The organism is Nocardia sp. BMG111209 (assembly GCF_000381925.1).
Classification (GTDB): Bacteria; Actinomycetota; Actinomycetes; order Mycobacteriales; family Mycobacteriaceae; genus Nocardia.
Genome location: NZ_KB907308.1, coordinates 535,021 through 552,609, shown reverse-complemented (window position 1 = coordinate 552,609; position 17,589 = coordinate 535,021). Strand labels below are relative to the sequence as shown.

Sequence of the window (17,589 nt, the reverse complement as noted above, 5' to 3'; positions counted from 1 at the left end):
TGGCCGGGGCCGCGAACGGAAGACGCCCCGTTCGCGGCCCGGCCCGGTCCTGGACCGACGGAGGCGGGGGAGCGAAGCGGAGGAGCCGGAGGAGGGAAGGACCGGGCCTCGAGGGCCGCGAACCCGCCGGAGCGAAGCGGAGGCCAAAGGCGCAGTGCGACCCGAAAAACAACCTCTGACCAGACGATTTGTATAACACCGGCATCTCTTTGGTAATCTTCTCCTCGGCCGGGAACGAGGTCGGACGCCCCACAAGGGAGCGACCGAGGGTCCGGTCATTGGGGTATGGTGTAATTGGCAACACAGCTGATTCTGGTTCAGCCATTCTAGGTTCGAGTCCTGGTACCCCAGCTTTGGAGTTTTCTCCAAAATCCTGGTCCCGTCGTCTAGCGGCCTAGGACGCCGCCCTCTCAAGGCGGTAGCGCGGGTTCAAATCCCGTCGGGACTACGCGGAAAAAGGGCCCTCCGGCATATGCTGGAGGGCCCTTTTCCGTTGCCGGTCGCTCAATCCCGCGGCGGCCACGTGCTGCCGCCCGGCGGCATCTCGGGCATACCGAGCTTGCGGTGATCCCAGCTGCGCGTCCGCTCGGCCACCAGCCGGACCGCCACCCGCTTGTTCAGCATGGCCTCCACCAGCGGCCGGGCCTCCTCGGTGTAGGGCGCGGTGTAGCGCTCCCAGACGCTGACCCCGACCCGGAACAGCGCCTCCGGATCGTCGACGATCTCCGCGCGCCCCTCGATGGACACCCCGCGCAGCCGGTCGTAGCTGTCGCCGGCCTCGACCAGCACCGTCACCCGCGGATCGCGGCGCAGGTTGACCGCCTTCTGCGACTTCGCCTTGGTCTCCAGCCAGATCTCCCCGTCGACCAGGCCGTACCACATCGCGGTGAGGTGCGGCAGGCCCGATCGGCCCACGGTGGCCAGGGTGAGAATGCGGGACGACGCGAGGAAATCCCGAATCTCGGCCTCGGCCATGACGATCTGTGCGCGTTGATTCGCTCCCATGCGCCGACTGTACTTTACGGCGTACGCGAGAACGTGGAACCGGTTACAGTCGCTTGTGCAGCGCGTCCGCCGCGGCGACCAGATCCGCGGCCCAGCGCGCGCCGGGCCGCCGGCCCATCCGATCGATCGGACCGGAGACCGAGACCGCCGCCACCACAGTCCCCGCCGAATCCCGGACCGGCGCGGAGACGCTGGCCACCCCCGCGGCCCGCTCGCCGGCGCTCTGTGCCCAGCCGCGCCGGCGCACCTCGGCCAGCGCGCGTTCCCCGAACACCGCGTCGGCCAGGATCGCCTGCTGCAGGTCGGGATCGGCCCAGGCCAGCAGGACCTTGGCGGCCGAGCCCGCGGTCAGCGGCAACCGCGCGCCGACCGGGACGGTGTCGCGCAGGCCGGAGGCGGGTTCCACCGCGGCCAGGCACACCCGGGAGTGGCCGTCGCGGCGGTAGATCTGCACACTCTCCCCGGTGATCTCCCGCAGCCGGGGCAGGACCGCCGCGGCCGCGTCCAGCAGCGGATCCCCGGCGGTACTGGCCAGTTCCGACAGGGCCGGACCGGGCCGCCACTGACCGGCGGCGTCGCGGGCCAGCATCCGGTGCACCTCGAGGCCCACGGCCAGGCGGTGCGCGGTGGCGCGAGGCAGCCCGGTGCGGGTGCACAGCTCGTTGAGCCCGCAGGGCTGCTCGGCCACCGCCCGCAGCACGGCCATGGCTTTGTCGAGTACCCCGATACCGCTATGCTGTCTCATAGAACGATATTAAAATCTCATACTCTGAGATTTCAAGCAGTGAATCGCAGGTCCGGCGTCGCCGGTCGGCGAGGAGCCCGGAAACAGCATGTGTCGTCGCGCCGCCAGCCCCGGCGCGGCGGATGTCTACCGAAAGGTGAACGGAGATGGCGGAGACGGCCGATCGGCCACGTACCCTGGCGGAAAAGGTCTGGGACCAGCACGTCGTCGTGCGCGGCGAGGGTGACGACCCGGATCTGATCTACATCGACCTGCATCTGGTGCACGAGGTGACCAGTCCGCAGGCGTTCGACGGCCTGCGCGCCGCCGGCCGTCCGGTGCGCCGGACGGACCTCACCATCGCGACCGAGGACCACAACGTCCCGACCGTCGACATCGATCAGCCGATCGCCGATCCGATCTCCCGCCTGCAGGTGGAGACGTTGCGGCGCAATTGCGCCGAATTCGGCGTGCGGCTGTATCCGATGGGCGATATCGAGCAGGGCATCGTGCACGTGGTCGGCCCGCAACTGGGCCTGACCCAGCCGGGCACCACGGTGGTCTGCGGTGATTCGCACACCTCGACCCACGGCGCGTTCGGCGCGCTGGCAATGGGTATCGGCACCAGCGAGGTCGAGCACGTACTCGCCACCCAGACGCTGTCGCTGCGGCCGTTCAAGACCATGGCGATCACCGTCGACGGCGCGCTGCCGGACGGAGTGACCAGCAAGGACGTCATTCTCGCGGTGATCGCGAAGATCGGCACCGGCGGTGGTCAGGGTTACGTGCTCGAATATCGCGGCGAGGCCGTGCGCGCCATGTCGATGGAGGCGCGGATGACCATGTGCAATATGTCGATCGAGGCCGGCGCCCGGGCCGGGATGATCGCTCCCGACGAAACCACCTACGAATTCCTGAAGGGCCGCGCGCACGCGCCGCAGGGCGCCGAATGGGACGCGGCCGTGGCGGCGTGGGAGGCGCTGAAGACCGACGAGGGCGCGACATTCGACGCCGAGGTGCACATCGATGCCACCGCGCTGAGCCCCTTCGTCACCTGGGGCACCAATCCGGGCCAGGGTGTGCCGCTGAGCGCCGCGGTGCCCGATCCGGCGGAGATCGTCGACGAGTCCGCGCGCGAATCCGCGGAGAAGGCACTGCACTACATGGACCTGGAGCCCGGTACGCCGCTGCGCGACGTGCGGGTCGACGCGGTGTTCGTGGGGTCGTGCACCAACGGCCGGATCGAGGATCTGCGGGCCGTGGCCGATGTGCTGCGCGACCGCCGGGTGGCCGACGGGGTCCGGATGCTGATCGTGCCGGGCTCTATGCGGGTTCGCGCACAGGCCGAATCCGAGGGCCTGGGTGAGATCTTCACCGCCGCCGGCGCCGAGTGGCGGCAGGCCGGCTGCTCGATGTGCCTGGGAATGAACCCGGATCAGCTCGAACCCGGTGAGCGCTGCGCCTCGACATCGAATCGCAACTTCGAGGGCCGGCAGGGCAAAGGTGGCCGGACACATCTGGTTTCACCGTTGGTGGCCGCGGCTACGGCGGTGCGCGGAACCCTGTCCTCACCTGCGGATCTGAACTGATCCGCCCACCCTCCACAAGACTTCGGGAGTTCTCATGGAAGCGTTCAAGGTACACAAGGGGATCGGCGTTCCGTTGCGCCGATCCAACGTCGACACCGACCAGATCATCCCCGCGGTGTATCTCAAGCGTGTCACGCGAACAGGATTCGAGGACGGGCTGTTCGCGGCCTGGCGGTCGGATCCGCACTTCATTCTGAACGTGGAGCCCTACAACCGCGGCTCGGTCCTGGTGGCGGGTCCGGATTTCGGTACGGGCTCCTCACGCGAGCACGCCGTATGGGCCCTGATGGACTACGGTTTCCGGGTTGTGATCTCGGCCCGCTTCGCGGACATCTTCCGCGGCAACGCCGGGAAGGGCGGGCTGGTGGCCGCCCGGATGTCACAACATGATGTCGAATTGCTCTGGAAGTTGCTCGAGGAACAGCCCGGTCTCGAATTGATCGTGGACCTGCAGGAGCGCTCTGTCACGGCCGGAACCACCGTGTTGCCGTTCGATATTGACGACTACACGCGGTGGCGGCTGCTGGAGGGACTGGACGACATCGGGCTGACCCTCCGCCGGGAAGAGGCCATCGACCGGTTCGAAAAGGCAAGGCCGGGTTGGAAACCGATCACCATTCCGGCGGCTAATTCGCCCGCCTAATCGCTCCCGGTCGTTAGCTGAGAGCTACCAAACCGGGTTGCTGGACGTGTGCCACGCCACATGAAATTTGGCGTGGCACATAGACTCTTGCCCATTGAGGGTTTACCGTGGTACCTAGTCGGTCCGACGACGGGCCATTAGTCTGCGGAGGATTCAATGAACAAGGCGGAACTGATCGACGTTCTGACCGAAAAGTTGGGTACTGACAGGCGCACGGCCACTGCGGCAGTCGAGCAGATTGTCGACACGATCGTGCGTGCGGTGAACAAGGGACAGAGCGTGACCATCACCGGTTTCGGTGTGTTCGAGCAGCGCAAGCGCGCCGCCCGGGTCGCTCGTAACCCCCGCACCGGCGAAACTGTCAAGGTGAAGCCGACTTCGGTGCCCGCTTTCCGTCCGGGCGCGCAGTTCAAGGCGATCATCGCCGGCAAGCAGAAGATCGCGGCGGTGGGTCCCGCCGTCAAACGCGGTGTTGCCGCGCCGGTGTCGGGTGCTGCCAAGAAGACCACGGCCCGGAAGACCACGGCCAAGAAGACGGCCGCCAAGAAGACCGTGGCCGCCAAGAAGGCCGCCACCAAGGCGCCGGCCAAGAAGGCCCCCGCCAAGAAGGCCCCGGCCGCCAAGAAGACGGTCGCCGCCAAGAAGACGGTCGTGAAGAAGACGGCTCCGGCCAAGGCCGTGGCGAAGAAGACCGTCACCGCCAAGAAGACCGCGGCCAAGAAGGCTCCCGCGAAGAAGGCCGCTGCCAAGCGGACTCGCTAGGTCTCGAACACGAAACGGCTCCTCGGGCACACCGTGCCGGGGAGCCTTTTTCGTGTCCCGAGTGTCGGTGCGGGACTTGGGTTGTCGGCACAAGCTCGTGACCGGACCGCGACAACCGCTGGGGGCGGGCGTGATTCAGTCGTTATCCACGCGCAGCGCGCGGTCCACGTGGTCGGCCGCCATCAGTCGCCCGTTCGTTATCGACAGCACCCACAGGCTGCCCTTGTGGTTACGCGCCGGTGGCAGTGTGAGACCGTCGTTTTCGGCCCAGCGGCGCAGTAGATCGGGAATCACCTTGCCCTGACTGCAGATCACGCGGACCCGGTCCGGCGACGCCAGATAACGGGCCCGCGCCAGCGCCGCCTGCGGGGCCTCCGCGTAACCCGTCTCGGACAGTTGCGGTTCCAGCACGATGCCGCTACCCAATTCGTGCGCCAGCGGCGCCACCGTCTGGCGGCAGCGCAGCGGTGGCGCCGAATGTACCTCGTTGGCCCCGAAGGCCCGCAGGCTCGCCGTCAGCACCTCGGCCTGGGCCCGGCCGGCCTTGTCCAGCGGCCGCTGCCAGTCCGGGCCGGCGAAGTGGTTGCGGCGCCCGGCCTTCGCGTGCCGGACCACCAGCAGGGTGGCCGTCTCCGGCGGCAGCCGCAGGAAGGTGCGCAGGATGTGACGATCCATCGGATAGGACAGTTCGTCCATCACCCGATCCAGCGGATACCAGCGCAGCTCGTCGACCTCCGAATTGGCGGCGAACTGCCCGCCGGTGGGCTGGGCCGACCAGTAGTCGACGCGCTTCAATTTGCGGTGTCCCGTCACGGGATACGTGACATGACCGAGATATCGCCCCAGCCGGCACGACAGCCCGGTCTCCTCCTGGACCTCCCGCACCGCCGCCACCATCGGCGTCTCACCGGCGTCGAGTTTGCCCTTCGGCAGCGACCAGTCGTCGTACTTCGGCCGGTGCACCACCGCCACCTCGACGGTACGGTCCGGCTGCTGCCGCCACACCACCCCACCCGCGGCGAGCACGTTGGGTGTCACACGGCGGTCGGAGAACCAGATGTGTTCGGAAGCTTTTGCGTCCGAACGACTCACGGTTGGTCCGGTCGGCGCAGCCGCATCAGGAACTCCTGGTGGTCACGGACCTGGTCGATCCCTTCCCCTGCCTCCGGGCTGGCCTGCCAGCTGCCGTCGGCCTGCAACACCCAGCAGCGGGTGGACGGGTAGAGCGCGGAGTCGAACATCTCGGTCAGCCGGTCGCACAGCTTCGGATCCTTGACCTGGACCATGACCTCGACCCGGCGATCCAGGTTGCGGTGCATCATGTCCGCGCTGCCGATCCAGAACTCGTCCTGCGCCTGGAAGTGCAGGACGCGCGAATGTTCCAGGTAGCGGCCGAGAATCGAACGCACCTCGATGTTCTCGCTCATGCCGGGCACACCGGGGCGCAGCCCGCAGATCCCGCGCACCACGATCTGCACCGGAACCCCGGCCTGGGACGCGCGATACAGCGAATCGATGATCTGCTCGTCGACGATCGAGTTGCACTTCAACCGAATTCGGGCCGGCAGACCCTGCGCGGCCAGTTCCGTCTCGCGCCGGACGCGTTCGACGATGCCCGCCCGCACACTCGACGGCGCCACCAACAGGTTGCGGTAGTTGGCCTTTCGGGAGTAACCGGTCAGCGAGTTGAACAGGTCGGTCAGGTCGGCGCCGATCTCCGGTGCGGCGGTGAGCAATCCGATGTCCTCGTACAGCCGGGCGGTCTTCGGGTTGTAGTTGCCGGTGCCGATGTGGCAGTAGCGGCGGATGGTCGCGCCCTCGCGGCGCACCACCAGGCAGGTCTTGCAGTGCGTCTTGAGGCCGATGAGGCCGTAGACCACGTGCACGCCCGCCTGTTCCAGCTGCCGCGCCCACTTGATGTTGGCCTGTTCGTCGAAGCGGGCCTTGATCTCGACCAGCGCGACCACCTGCTTGCCGGCCTCGGCCGCGTCGATGAGCGCGTTGACGATCGGGGAGTCGCCGGAGGTGCGGTACAGCGTCTGCTTGATCGCCAGCACCTGCGGGTCGGCCGCGGCCTGTTCGATGAAGCGCTGCACGCTGGTGGAGAACGAATCGTACGGATGATGTACCAGCACATCGCCTTCGCGCAGCGCGGCGAACACGTTGCGCGGGGTCTCGCGCTCCCCGAACGCCGGCGGCGTGGCCGGGACGTAGGGTGCGTCCTTCAGCAGCGGACGGTCCACGCCGTACACCTGCCACAGGCAGGACAGGTCCAGCAGGCCGGGCACCTCGATCACATCGGCCGGATCGACGTCGAGTTCGCGCAGCAGCAGATCGAGCATGTGCTCGGTCATGTCGTCCGAGACCTCCAGGCGCACCGGGGATCCGAAGCGCCGGCGGGCCAGCTCCCGTTCCAGGGCCTGCAGCAGATCCTCGTCGCGGTCCTCGTCGACGGTGAAGTCGGCGTTGCGGGTGATGCGGAACGAATGATGTTCCACCACATCCATTCCCGGGAACAGCTGATCGAGGTGGGCGGCGATCAGGTCCTCCATCGGCAGGAAGGCCCGCGTGCTGCCGAGCGCGCCCTCGCCGTCGGTGCGGCCGGGCTCGGTGCCGGGACGGCGCACCCGGACGAACCGGTCCACGTTGTCGGGCACCTTCACCCGCGCGAAATGCTCACCGCCGGTGTCGGAGTCGCGCACGGTCACGGCCAGGTTGAGGCTCAGGCCGCTGATGTAGGGGAACGGGTGCGCGGGGTCGACGGCCAGCGGGGTCAGCACCGGGAACACCTGATCCTGGAAATAGCCGGACATCCGCAGGCGCTCGTCGGGATCCAGGTCGTGCCAGCCGATGATCTCGATACCCTCGGCGGACATCGCGGGCCGCACCTGATCGAGGAAGACGCGGGCGTGCTGCACCGCCAGATCCTGTGCGCGGGCCGTGATCAGGGTCAGCTGTTCGGTGGGCGACAACCCGTCCGCCGAGCGCACCGACAGCCCGGCCTCGGCGCGGCGCTTGAGGCCCGCGACCCGGACCATGTAGAACTCGTCCAGGTTGGAGGCGAAGATCGCGAGGAATTTCGCGCGCTCGAGCAGGGGCTCCGATCGGGCCTCCGCCAGAGCCAGCACGCGAGCGTTGAAATCGAGCCAGCTCAGCTCGCGATTGACATAGCGATCCGGCGGCAATTGCGCCAACTCGGTGGCGGTGGCTGCGGGCGTGGCGGCCGGTGGCGCAACTGGTAGTCGGGGCCGCTGCGGGACGGTTTCCGTATCGCTCACGTCAATCCTAACGACTCACTCCGGTGGTGGCCGGGACGGCACCCGAGTAGACAGCGTACGTCGTCAATCGGGCAATTCGCCCCGCGCATGGCAATTCTTGCCCGCCTGGCAATCATCTAGCAGACATGTGACCTCACCGGATACTTCCGGATGACATCTTCATCGACAATCGGTGACCATCCGATTTCGTGCAGTACCGCGGTGGTGGCCGGTCCCACCCCGAGCGCCACGGCCGCGGTCAGATCGGCCGCGGTGTCGACGTCCAGTCGCAGGCCGGGCCAGTCGCCGGCCAGATCCTTTGCGCCCGAGTCGATGTGCCGCCGGGCCGAACCCCCGCCGAAAAGCGGTGCCAGCGGTGCCGTTCCGTCGCGGACGAGCAGGGCGGTGGTGCCGACGCCGGCGTGGTCGACCACGACCGCGCGGCCCTGCGGCGGGGCCGCCACCAGCATATCGATCAGCTCCGCCGGACGCAGGGCCGGCAGGTCCGCTTGCAGGGCAAGCAGATTCACCGGGCCGTGCCGGTCGCGCACGGCCGCGGCCGCCGCCGCCAGGGCGGTGTTGAGACCGTCCGGATCGCCCGGGACCGCCGGATCCGGGAGGGTGTCCGCGCCCAGCGGCCGCACCGCCGCCGTGACGGCCGGATCGGGGGTCACCACCGTCACCGAGGCCAGGCCCGCGGCGAGGGCGGCGGTGACCGTGTCCGACAGCATCGCGAGCACCAGCCGGGACCGATCACCGGGCGGCAACGAGTCGGCGAGACGGCTCTTCGCGTGATCGAGATATTTCACCGCGATCACGGTGTGGACGGCTTCCGGACACATGTGACCCATAGTCCCACCGGTAGCCGACTCCGGCCTCGAGACCCCCGTGCCGGGTGGCATAGTGGCCTGGTGACAAGGGCGGCAGTGATGGGCGCGGGGTCGTGGGGCACGGCATTCGCGAAGGTGTTGTACGACGCGGGCACCGAGGTGACGATGTGGGCGCGGCGGCCGGAGGTGGCCAAAGCGCTGGTGGCCGAGCATCGCAATCCCGGCTATCTGCCCGAGGTCGATCTCACCGGCATCGCCGCCACCGACGACCATCGGGCCGCGCTCGCGGACGCCGACATCGTGGTGCTGGCGGTGCCGTCGCAGACGCTGCGGGCCAATCTGGCCGCCTGGCGCGACGCCGTCGGACCGGACGCCACGCTGCTCAGCCTCGCCAAGGGCATCGAGACCGGCACCCTGCTGCGGATGAGTCAGGTGATCGCCGAGGTCACCGGCGCTCATGTCGGGCGGGTCGCGGTCCTGTCCGGCCCGAACCTGGCCCGGGAGATCGCCGCCCGGCAACCGGCCGCTTCGGTGGTCGCCTGCGCCGACGCCGCGCGCGCCGAGGCCGTGCAGCACGCCTGCGCCACCAGCTATTTCCGGCCCTACACCAACACCGACGTGATCGGCTGCGAGATCGGCGGGGCCTGCAAGAACGTGATCGCGCTGGCCTGCGGGATCGCCGCGGGCATGGGTCTGGGCGACAACTCGATCGCCAGCATCATCACCCGCGGGCTGGCCGAGATCATGCGGCTGGGCTCGGCGCTGGGCGCCAACCCGGTGACGCTGGCCGGGCTCGCCGGGGTCGGTGACCTGGTCGCCACCTGCACCTCGCCGCTGTCGCGCAACCGGTCCTTCGGGCAGGTGCTCGGCGCGGGCGGGGCGATGGAGGCGGCGCAGCAGGCCACCCATGGGCAGGTCGCCGAGGGGGTCAAATCCTGTACCTCGATCCGCACGCTCGCCGAACGACACGGCGTCGAGATGCCGCTGACCACCGCGGTCCACCAGGTGTGTCACGAGGGCGCCTCGGTCGCGGACATGGTCGGGTGGCTGCTCGGCCGCCGGATCAAGCCCGAATAGCCCATACCGGATCGGGCGCGAATGCGACGTTCGGCGCGCCACGGCTGATTCGGTGACCTGAACTCCGGGTACGGTTTGGGCATGAGTCAGCGGATCCGGGTTGCCGTGGTGTTCGGCGGTCGTAGCAGCGAGCACACGGTGTCGTGCGTGTCGGCGGGCAATGTGCTGCGCAGCCTGGACCCGGAACGCTTCGACGTGGTGCAGATCGGCATCACCCGCGACGGCGCCTGGGTGCTCAGCGGGTCGGACCCGCGCGAGCTGGTCATCGCCGAGCGCAGCCTGCCGTCGGTCGACCACACCGGCACCGAACTCGCGCTGACCGCCGACCCCGGTGGGTCCGGCGCCGCGCTGGTACCGCTGGACGGATTCGACGCGGCCGGGCTCGGCGCGGTCGACGTGGTGTTCCCGGTGCTGCACGGCCCCTACGGGGAGGACGGCACGCTGCAGGGGCTGCTGGAACTCGCGGGGGTGCCCTATGTCGGTCCCGGTGTGCTGGCCAGCGCGGCCGGGATGGACAAGGAGTTCATGAAGAAGCTGCTGGCCTGCGAGGGGCTGCCGATCGGCGACTACGTGGTGCTGCGACCCGGCGTCGCCACGCTCGCCGAGGCGGACCGGCGGCGGCTGGGGCTCCCGGTGTTCGTGAAGCCGGCGCGCGGCGGGTCCTCGATCGGTATCACCAAGGTGGACGACTGGGCCGCCTTCGACGCCGCGCTCGCCGAGGCGCGCCGGCACGATCCGAAGGTGATCGTGGAGGCGGCGATCGTGGGCCGCGAGGTGGAGTGCGGCGTACTGGAATTCCCGGACGGGCGGGTCGAGGCCAGCATGATCTCCGAGATCCGGATGCCCGAGGCGGATACCGATCCCGGTGCGGCCCCGGCCTTCTACGACTTCGAGACCAAATATCTGGACGACGTCTGCGAATTCGACATCCCCGCCAAACTCGACGACGACCTGACCGAGCAGATCCGCGAGCTGGCCGTGCACGCGTTCCGTGCGCTGGACTGCCAGGGGCTGGCCCGGGTCGACTTCTTCGTCACCGAATCCGGCCCGGTCCTCAACGAGATCAACACCATGCCGGGCTTCACCTCGATCTCGCAGTACCCGCGGATGTGGGAGGCGACCGGCATCGACAACCGCGCTCTGGTCACCACCCTGATCGATACCGCGCTGGCCCGGGGCACCGGCCTGCGCTGATCGTCGCGGGAGCCGGATCGCGGGTAGCCTCGGTCCGGTGGTGGTAGCGATGACGATTCCCGGTCTGGCGCTGCTGATCATCGCGGTGTCGTGCGCGGAGATCGCCTATCGCAAGGTGACCGGCCGCGCGGCGCTGCCGTGGATGCGTGAGCAGGGCGGACGGGACGCCTCCGCGATCGGATTCGAGCAGTTCGACGCGATGTTCAACTCCGGCAAGCGGTACGAGTTCGAGCAGCGGCAGGCCGTGCTCATGCATCGGGAGAATCCGGGCGACGGAACCCCGGGTGGTCCGGAGATCGATCTGCGCGCCGGCCGGGTGCGGCTGCGCCCGCTCTGACGGTCAGTTCGGCAGCGGGCCCGGGTCGATCGGGCGGGCCGGCAACACCTTGGCGATCGTGTCCGAAATCTCCTGCAGCGGCGTCGGTCCGGCGTGGTCCGGCAGCGTCAGGGCGATGTAGGTGCCGCGGTCGACGGCGAAGTACGTGCCCGAGGACGTGTTGGCGGCCGGATCGCGCAGCGCGAACCAGTTGACGCCGTCGACCACCTGCAGGGCGGCCGCCTTGTCGAATTCCTGCGGTCGGTCCAGGCCGCAGCGCAGCACGATCGGATCGCCCGCGTCGGCGGACTGCCACGCCGCCGTGGCGGGCGGGGCGGGGTCGGCGAGGTCGGCGTGGTGGTAGTCGCCGATCGTGGCGGGCAGCGCGGGCAGCAGAGCGGTACACGCGGGGCCGGTCGCCGCGGGGGCCGATACCGAGCCCAGGGCGAGCGGTCCGCGCGCCGGATTCTGCCGCGCCAGCACGGCCAGCACCAGCACCCCGGCGATCAGGGCGACCGGGAGGGCGATCGCGGTGGCGATCAGGGCGGGGGACGCGCGGTGCGGTGATGCGGCCGGGGTCGTGTCCCCAGTGGCGGCCGAGGCTGTGTCCGGAGTGGTGGCCGAGGCTGCGGTGTCCGGAGTGGCGATTGCACCGTCCGCGTCGGTCCCGGGCTGCTCGGGAGCGGCGGCGGTCTCGGGGACCGCGGTGGGGGAGACGCCGGATTCGGCCGCGTCGGCCGGGGTCGGCCGGGGCTCGGGGGTCGGCTGCTCCGTCTCGCTGCTCATCCGGTGGTTCGTCTCCGCTCGCGCCGGGCCGCGCGGGCGGTGTCCGGCGCGGATCGTGTGGATTTCCGGGTCCGAGGGTAGCGAACGGGTCCGTCACGATCGCGCGCGTGCCCGTGCGGTGGGGGTTCGGCGGTGGCGGTCACGGTAGCGTCGTGCGGTCGACTCGGCCCCGGGAGGGGACCGGGGCAGGAGAGGAGCTCGTCATCACGGACAGCAGCCCGCGTACGGTACGCGAGCTCGGGGAGTTCGCGCTCATCGCGCGCATGAACGCCGGTCGGATCCAGGCCCCGGGGGTGTTGCTCGGGCCCGGGGACGACGCGGCGATCGTGGCGGCGCCGGCCGGGCGCTACGTCGTCACCACCGACATGCTGGTGCAGGACCGGCATTTCCGGCTGGACTGGTCGGACCCCGCCGATATCGGCGCCAAGGCGATCGCGCAGAACGCCGCCGACGTGGTCGCGATGAGTGCGCGGCCGAGCGCGTTCGTCGTCGCGCTGGGCTGTCCGGCGGACACCCCGGTGCGGCTGGTGGACGGGCTGGTCGACGGGATGTGGGCCGAGGCGGCGCGGGCGGGCGGGTCGATCGCGGGCGGCGATGTGGTGCGCAGTCCGCTGCTGGTGGTCTCGGTCACTGCCTTCGGCGATCCGCTGCTGCGGCCGCCGGTGCTGCGGTCGGGGGCGCGATCCGGTGATGTCGTCGCGGTGGCGGGGCGGCTGGGGTGGTCGGCGGCCGGGCTGGCCGTGCTGGCCGCCGGCGCCGATCGGGAGCTGTTCGCGGAAGTTGTTGCCGCGCATCGGGTTCCGCGTCCACCGTACCAGGCGGTGCTGGGTCTGCCCGCGGTCGCGGAGATCTCCGCGCTCACCGACGTCTCCGACGGTCTGCTCGCGGATCTGGGGCATATCGCCGAATCCTCCGGTGTCGCCATCGATCTCGACTCCCGGGTGCTGGTGGATCCGGCGCTGGAGCCGGCGGCGCGGGCACTCGGCGCCGATCCGCTGGACTGGGCGCTCACCGGCGGAGAGGATCACGGCTTCGCCGCCACATTCCGTGCGGGGCTTGATCTTCCGCCGGGCTGGGTCGCCGTGGGGCGGGTCGGGACCGGGTCCGGGATCACCGTCGACGGGGTCCGCCGGGCCGGTTCCACCGGCTGGGAGTCGTTCACGTCGGGGTGATCCGGCAGGCGATCGCGGGCCACGATATGTTGTGCGCTCATGGGCGTAAAACCACTGCCGGAAATCATCGATACGGGCTGGGCCGAGGCGTTGACGCCGGTGGCCGACCGCGTTGCCGAGATGGGAGAGTTCTTACGCGCCGAGAACGCGGCCGGACGCGGCTATTTCCCCAAGGGGGACAACGTACTGCGGGCTTTCCAGCGGCCGTTCGACAAGGTGCGTGTGCTGATCGTCGGCCAGGATCCGTACCCCACGCCGGGGCATGCGATGGGTCTGAGTTTCTCGGTCGCGCCCGAGGTTTCGCCGGTGCCACGGAGTCTTGCCAACATATTCTCGGAATATTCCAAGGATCTCGGATTTCCGACCCCTACCTGCGGTGATCTGTCGCCGTGGTCGGATCAGGGTGTGCTGCTGCTGAATCGGGTCCTCACGGTGCAACCGGGCCAGCCGGCCTCGCATCGGGGCAAGGGCTGGGAGGCGGTGACGGAGCAGGCGATTCGCGCATTGGTGGCCCGTGACCAGCCGATGGTCGCAATTCTGTGGGGCCGTGACGCTTCGACATTGAAGCCGATGCTGGGCTCCGTTCCCTACCTCGAATCCGCCCATCCGTCACCGTTGTCCGCGTCTCGCGGGTTTTTCGGATCGAGGCCGTTCTCCCGTACCAACGAGTTGCTCGGTACATTGGGGGCCGCCCCGGTCGATTGGCGTTTGCCGTGACGGGGTGAAGAGGTTCGAGCGAGTCAGGAGTAGATGCATGCAGATCAAGTCCGTGCGGACAGCCGTGCTCAGCGTCGCTGCCGGAGCGGCCATCCTCGGCACCCCCGCGGTGGCAGGAGCAGCACCGGTGCCGTTGACACCGGCCACTCAGGACACCACGGAGTCCGAGGCGGCCCCGGTGGTGGCGTTGTACGACCCGCAGACGGGGTCGTCCTCGATCTCGTCGGGTGTCACGTCGCGGTTCGTGTGCCTGTTCCAGAGTGTCAGTGCCGCAGGCGGTCTGGACTGCATCAACGGCTCGAACTGAGCCGTACCATGCGGACCTGCGGGGCGAGGGTGAAGTCCTCGACCCCGCGGGCTCCGTCGAATTCGAATTCGTATTTGCGGTAGAAGGTCTGGGCGCGCGGGTTCTCCTCGAACACCCACAGCGAGGTATCGGTGTGGGGATCGAGGACCGCGCGGATCAGATCGTGGGCGACGCCAGCACCGTGGAATGCGGCGCGTACGTACAGGGCGCGCAGTTCCACCGGTGCGGCGGGCGGGTCGTCGCGGGCCGGGCCCGTGTCGGCGAATCCGATGACGGTGGCCGTGCCGATCACCGCGGCGACCGTCGATCCGGGGCCGGACAGGCGGCGTTCCCATTGTTCGGCGCGGCGGTCGAGGTCGAAGGCGGCCAGGACGTGCGCCGGGACCAGATCCCGATGGGACTCGCGCCAGCTGGCGATGTGGCATTCGGCGAGGCCGGATATGAGCTCGCGGGTCGCCGTCGCGGGGGTGAGTGGAACGAGGCGCCAGGTCGGGCCGGTCATATTTCCCCCGTCACAGTGACGACGAAGCCCCGGTCACACCCGTGAGGGATGCGCCGGGGCGTCGTGGAAATGTCTGTTCGGCCGGATCAGCGCGTCACCGCGACCGTCCGGCCTGCGGGCACTCAGCCCCGAACGACCTTGCCGGCCTTCAGGCAGGAGGTGCAGACGTTGGTGCGGCGGGTGTTACCCGGCGCGACCTGTGCACGAACGGTCTGGATGTTCGGGTTCCAGCGACGGTTGGTGCGCCGGTGCGAGTGCGAAACCGACTTACCGAAGCCGGGGCCCTTGCCGCAGACGTCGCAGACGGCAGCCATAGTCGCGAGCTCCTTCATGTCATGGGGGACCGCTGTCGTAACCGACAGCCTGTCCGGAAACCTTATCGTCAATGCCCGCCGACGAAACCACCGGCACCCGCGACCGCTCTCCGCCAGGAAAGAACATGGTCGCGTCAGGCAACCCTGCAAGGGTAGCGGTCGGCCGTCTCCGCTGTCCAATCGCCTCCCGACCTGCGGTTTCGGCCGGCCGGGGGTGTTCACCGGCTCGCTGTGCTCCCGGCGTGTCCCGACGGTGTCGGGGTGGGCGACTACTCTGGCGGGGAACTATGGCTCGGTGCGAGTGCAGGAGCGGAACCTGCCCAGCGACTGGAAGGACGGTGACGGTTGCCCGGGGTCCGGGAGGCGCTCGACGGTACGGCGCTCGTGCGGTGGGGTCACCTCTGTCTGGACGGGCTGGAACGGCACCGTGACGAGATCAACGCCCTGAACGTGTTCCCGGTGCCGGACGCCGACACCGGCACGAACCTGCTGTCGACCATGCGCACGGCGGTGGCGGCGGGGGAGGCGGTGCTGGATGCGGGGTACGGGGGTGTGTCGGTCGGTGATGCGGCGTCTACCACCCCGGTCGGTGACGCGGTGCCTTCGGTCCCCGTAGGTGATGCAGTGCCTGCGGTCTCGGTCGGTGCGGTGGCCGGGGCGATGGCGAGGGCGGCGACGGTCGGGGCGCGGGGTAACTCCGGGATCATTCTTTCGCAGGTGTTGCGGGGGTTCGGGGATGCGGCGGTGGGGGATTCGTTCGCTGCGGACGAGTTGCGGAATGCGTTGCGGCGGGCCGGAATTCTGGTGCGTGAGGCGTTGAGCGACCCCATCGAGGGGACCATGCTGACCGTGCTCGATGCCGCCGCGGAGCGAGCGGCCGAATGTGCTGCGGACGCGACGCTCGGTGAGGTGGCGACGGCCGCTGCGGGCGGGGCGGCGAAAGCGTTGGGGGAGACGCCCTCTCAGTTGGATGTGTTGCGCACCGCGGGGGTGGTCGATGCGGGGGCCCGTGGACTGCTCGTACTGCTGGACGCGCTGGTCGCGGTCACGACCGGGCAGCAGGTGGAGCGGCAGCGGTATACGGCCGGTTTCCGTGCGCCGGGCGGGCGGTTCGGTGCGGGAACTTCATCGCGTGAGAGTTCCGGTGGGGAGCCCGGTGCGGCCGCCGGGGGTGTCGGCGGCCCGGTCGCGGTGGGCGCAGGGGGTCCGGTCACCGCGAATTCGGTTCGGCCCGAAGCCGATCGATCGGGCTCATCCGGCGTTGGGTCCGGTGATCGCTCGGCCGGCGGAATTTCGGACAGCGGGGGTACGGGCAGGTGCTCGATCGGTTCGGGCGATCGCGCCGACGGTGCGGCGTCGCGCGAGTCCGCGATCGGCGGGGATGGTCGTGGGACCGGTGATGCGTTGCGCGAGTTGGGGATTCCGCGGGACAACGCGGGCCCGGAACACGCGGTGCCCGGTGACGCTTCCGGGGTCGGTGGGTCGGCGCCGCACTACGAGGTGATGTATGTGCTGTCCGGTACGGACGAGGAACGCATCGCGGGGTTGCGGCGGGAACTCGCGCGGCTCGGGGACTCCGTCGTGGTGGTCGGTGACGGGTCGGGGACCTGGTCGGCGCATGTGCACACTGCCGACGCGGGTGCGGCGGTCGAGGCGGGGCTGAGTGCGGGGACGTTGCGGGACATCCGGATCGAGGGGCTGGAATCCGGTGCGGTGGCGGCGGATTCGACGGATCGGGGCATTCTGACCGTCGCCTTCGGGCCGGGGGCGGCGCAGTTGTTCGAGGATGCGGGGGCCGTGGTGCTCGACGGCGGCGTGACCGCCGACGCGCTGCTCACCGCGATTCTGGCGATGCCGCACCGCGAGGTGCTGGTGCTGGCCAACGGGGCGCTGCCCGCGCACGAACTGGTCACGGTGAGTGTCGCCGCGCGGGGTACCGATCCGGCGCAGCCGCGGCGGGAGGTGTTGATGCTGCCCAGCGGTGCGATGGTGCAGGGGCTGGCGGCGCTGTCCGTGCACGACGCGCAGCGCACCGCGGTCGACGACGTGTTCGCCATGTCGGAGGCGGCCGCCGGTACGCGCTGGGGGGCGGTGCGGGTGGCCGCGGAACGGGCTTTGACCATCGTGGGTACCTGTGCGCGCGGGGACGGGCTCGGGCTGGTGGGGCACGACGTGGTGGTCATCGATCCGGACGTTCGGGCCGCGGCGCGCACACTGCTCGACCGGATGCTGGGGCTGGGCGGCGAATTGGTCACGCTGCTGGTGGGTGTGGATTCGCCCGCCGGGCTGGGTGACGAACTGTCCGAACACATCACCGCGACCTTCCCGGGTGTGGAGGTCGTCGTCTACGACGGGGGGCAGCCGGTGGACCTCATCCAGATCGGGGTGGAATAG

Annotated in this window: 18 protein-coding genes and 2 tRNA genes; 12 read left to right on the top strand and 8 right to left on the bottom strand. The window is 69.5% G+C overall.

What is annotated here, in order from left to right:
- Nucleotides 1-279 precede the first annotated feature (279 nt).
- Nucleotides 280-351 (top strand) — tRNA-Gln (locus tag G361_RS0126095).
- Nucleotides 352-375: 24 nt separating this feature from the next.
- Nucleotides 376-448 (top strand) — tRNA-Glu (locus tag G361_RS0126090).
- 56 nt (nt 449-504) lie between these two features.
- Here G361_RS0126090 and G361_RS0126085 read toward each other — a convergent pair.
- Together G361_RS0126085 and G361_RS0126080 are read right to left on the bottom strand one after the other, a co-directional pair.
- Entirely contained in the window at nt 505-1,005 is a 501-nt protein-coding gene (locus G361_RS0126085; RefSeq protein WP_019930067.1) for a pyridoxamine 5'-phosphate oxidase family protein, read from the bottom strand.
- 43 nt (nt 1,006-1,048) lie between these two features.
- A complete protein-coding gene (locus tag G361_RS0126080; protein WP_036495529.1) occupies nt 1,049-1,750 on the bottom strand; it encodes an IclR family transcriptional regulator in 702 nt (233 codons plus the stop codon).
- Nucleotides 1,751-1,896: 146 nt separating this feature from the next.
- On the opposite strand from G361_RS0126080, the gene leuC reads away from it, so the two are divergent.
- The 3 genes from leuC to G361_RS0126065 all read left to right on the top strand — a co-directional run bounded on the left by leuC (nt 1,897) and on the right by G361_RS0126065 (nt 4,723).
- Complete coding sequence (gene leuC / locus G361_RS0126075; protein WP_019930065.1) at nt 1,897-3,318, top strand: 3-isopropylmalate dehydratase large subunit; 1,422 nt, start codon at nt 1,897-1,899, stop codon at nt 3,316-3,318.
- A 34-nt stretch (nt 3,319-3,352) separates the two neighbouring features.
- The gene (leuD, locus tag G361_RS0126070) at nt 3,353-3,961 is read left to right on the top strand and encodes a 3-isopropylmalate dehydratase small subunit (protein WP_019930064.1); all 609 of its coding nucleotides are present in this window, start codon (nt 3,353-3,355) and stop codon (nt 3,959-3,961) included.
- A gap of 156 nt (nt 3,962-4,117) precedes the next feature.
- Nucleotides 4,118-4,723, top strand: coding sequence for an HU family DNA-binding protein (locus G361_RS0126065; protein WP_019930063.1), 606 nt, complete (start codon nt 4,118-4,120; stop codon nt 4,721-4,723).
- A gap of 135 nt (nt 4,724-4,858) precedes the next feature.
- Here the strand turns inward: G361_RS0126065 and G361_RS0126060 are convergent, their stop codons facing one another.
- From G361_RS0126060 to cofC, 3 genes are all read right to left on the bottom strand, one after another.
- Entirely contained in the window at nt 4,859-5,761 is a 903-nt protein-coding gene (locus G361_RS0126060; protein ID WP_019930062.1) for a bifunctional NUDIX hydrolase/histidine phosphatase family protein, read from the bottom strand.
- Nucleotides 5,762-5,811: 50 nt separating this feature from the next.
- Nucleotides 5,812-8,001, bottom strand: a complete 2,190-nt coding sequence (locus G361_RS0126055; RefSeq protein ID WP_026343528.1) for an RNA degradosome polyphosphate kinase — start codon at nt 7,999-8,001, stop codon at nt 5,812-5,814.
- 116 nt (nt 8,002-8,117) lie between these two features.
- Nucleotides 8,118-8,822 (bottom strand): 2-phospho-L-lactate guanylyltransferase, encoded by a 705-nt coding sequence (gene cofC, locus G361_RS0126050; protein WP_019930060.1) that lies wholly within the window; start codon nt 8,820-8,822, stop codon nt 8,118-8,120.
- 69 nt (nt 8,823-8,891) lie between these two features.
- On the opposite strand from cofC, the gene G361_RS0126045 reads away from it, so the two are divergent.
- The 3 genes from G361_RS0126045 to G361_RS0126035 all read left to right on the top strand — a co-directional run bounded on the left by G361_RS0126045 (nt 8,892) and on the right by G361_RS0126035 (nt 11,418).
- Entirely contained in the window at nt 8,892-9,887 is a 996-nt protein-coding gene (locus G361_RS0126045; RefSeq protein ID WP_026343527.1) for an NAD(P)H-dependent glycerol-3-phosphate dehydrogenase, read from the top strand.
- Nucleotides 9,888-9,968: 81 nt separating this feature from the next.
- A complete protein-coding gene (locus G361_RS0126040) occupies nt 9,969-11,081 on the top strand; it encodes a D-alanine--D-alanine ligase family protein (protein WP_019930058.1) in 1,113 nt (370 codons plus the stop codon).
- Between the two features lie 49 nt (nt 11,082-11,130).
- Nucleotides 11,131-11,418, top strand: a complete 288-nt coding sequence (locus G361_RS0126035) for a DUF6191 domain-containing protein (RefSeq protein WP_019930057.1) — start codon at nt 11,131-11,133, stop codon at nt 11,416-11,418.
- A gap of 3 nt (nt 11,419-11,421) precedes the next feature.
- Here the strand turns inward: G361_RS0126035 and G361_RS0126030 are convergent, their stop codons facing one another.
- Nucleotides 11,422-12,183 (bottom strand): DUF3515 domain-containing protein, encoded by a 762-nt coding sequence (locus G361_RS0126030; RefSeq protein WP_019930056.1) that lies wholly within the window; start codon nt 12,181-12,183, stop codon nt 11,422-11,424.
- A gap of 203 nt (nt 12,184-12,386) precedes the next feature.
- Here G361_RS0126030 and G361_RS0126025 point away from each other — a divergent pair, with 203 nt between their 5' ends.
- The 3 genes from G361_RS0126025 to G361_RS44930 are packed head-to-tail and all read left to right on the top strand — an operon-like array spanning nt 12,387 to nt 14,379.
- The gene (locus G361_RS0126025; RefSeq protein WP_081635670.1) at nt 12,387-13,355 is read left to right on the top strand and encodes a thiamine-phosphate kinase; all 969 of its coding nucleotides are present in this window, start codon (nt 12,387-12,389) and stop codon (nt 13,353-13,355) included.
- A gap of 39 nt (nt 13,356-13,394) precedes the next feature.
- Entirely contained in the window at nt 13,395-14,072 is a 678-nt protein-coding gene (locus G361_RS0126020; protein WP_019930054.1) for a uracil-DNA glycosylase, read from the top strand.
- A gap of 37 nt (nt 14,073-14,109) precedes the next feature.
- Nucleotides 14,110-14,379 carry a hypothetical protein gene (locus tag G361_RS44930; protein WP_019930053.1) on the top strand — a complete coding sequence of 90 codons (270 nt, stop codon included), beginning with the start codon at nt 14,110-14,112 and terminating at the stop codon, nt 14,377-14,379.
- On the opposite strand, the gene G361_RS0126010 is transcribed toward G361_RS44930, so the two are convergent.
- Nucleotides 14,363-14,881 (bottom strand): N-acetyltransferase, encoded by a 519-nt coding sequence (locus G361_RS0126010; RefSeq protein ID WP_019930052.1) that lies wholly within the window; start codon nt 14,879-14,881, stop codon nt 14,363-14,365. The genes G361_RS44930 and G361_RS0126010 overlap by 17 nt on opposite strands.
- A 122-nt stretch (nt 14,882-15,003) precedes the next feature.
- Nucleotides 15,004-15,195 (bottom strand): 50S ribosomal protein L28, encoded by a 192-nt coding sequence (rpmB, locus tag G361_RS0126005; RefSeq protein ID WP_026343524.1) that lies wholly within the window; start codon nt 15,193-15,195, stop codon nt 15,004-15,006.
- A 345-nt stretch (nt 15,196-15,540) separates the two neighbouring features.
- On the opposite strand from rpmB, the gene G361_RS0126000 reads away from it, so the two are divergent.
- Nucleotides 15,541-17,589 carry a DAK2 domain-containing protein gene (locus G361_RS0126000; protein WP_019930050.1) on the top strand — a complete coding sequence of 683 codons (2,049 nt, stop codon included), beginning with the start codon at nt 15,541-15,543 and terminating at the stop codon, nt 17,587-17,589.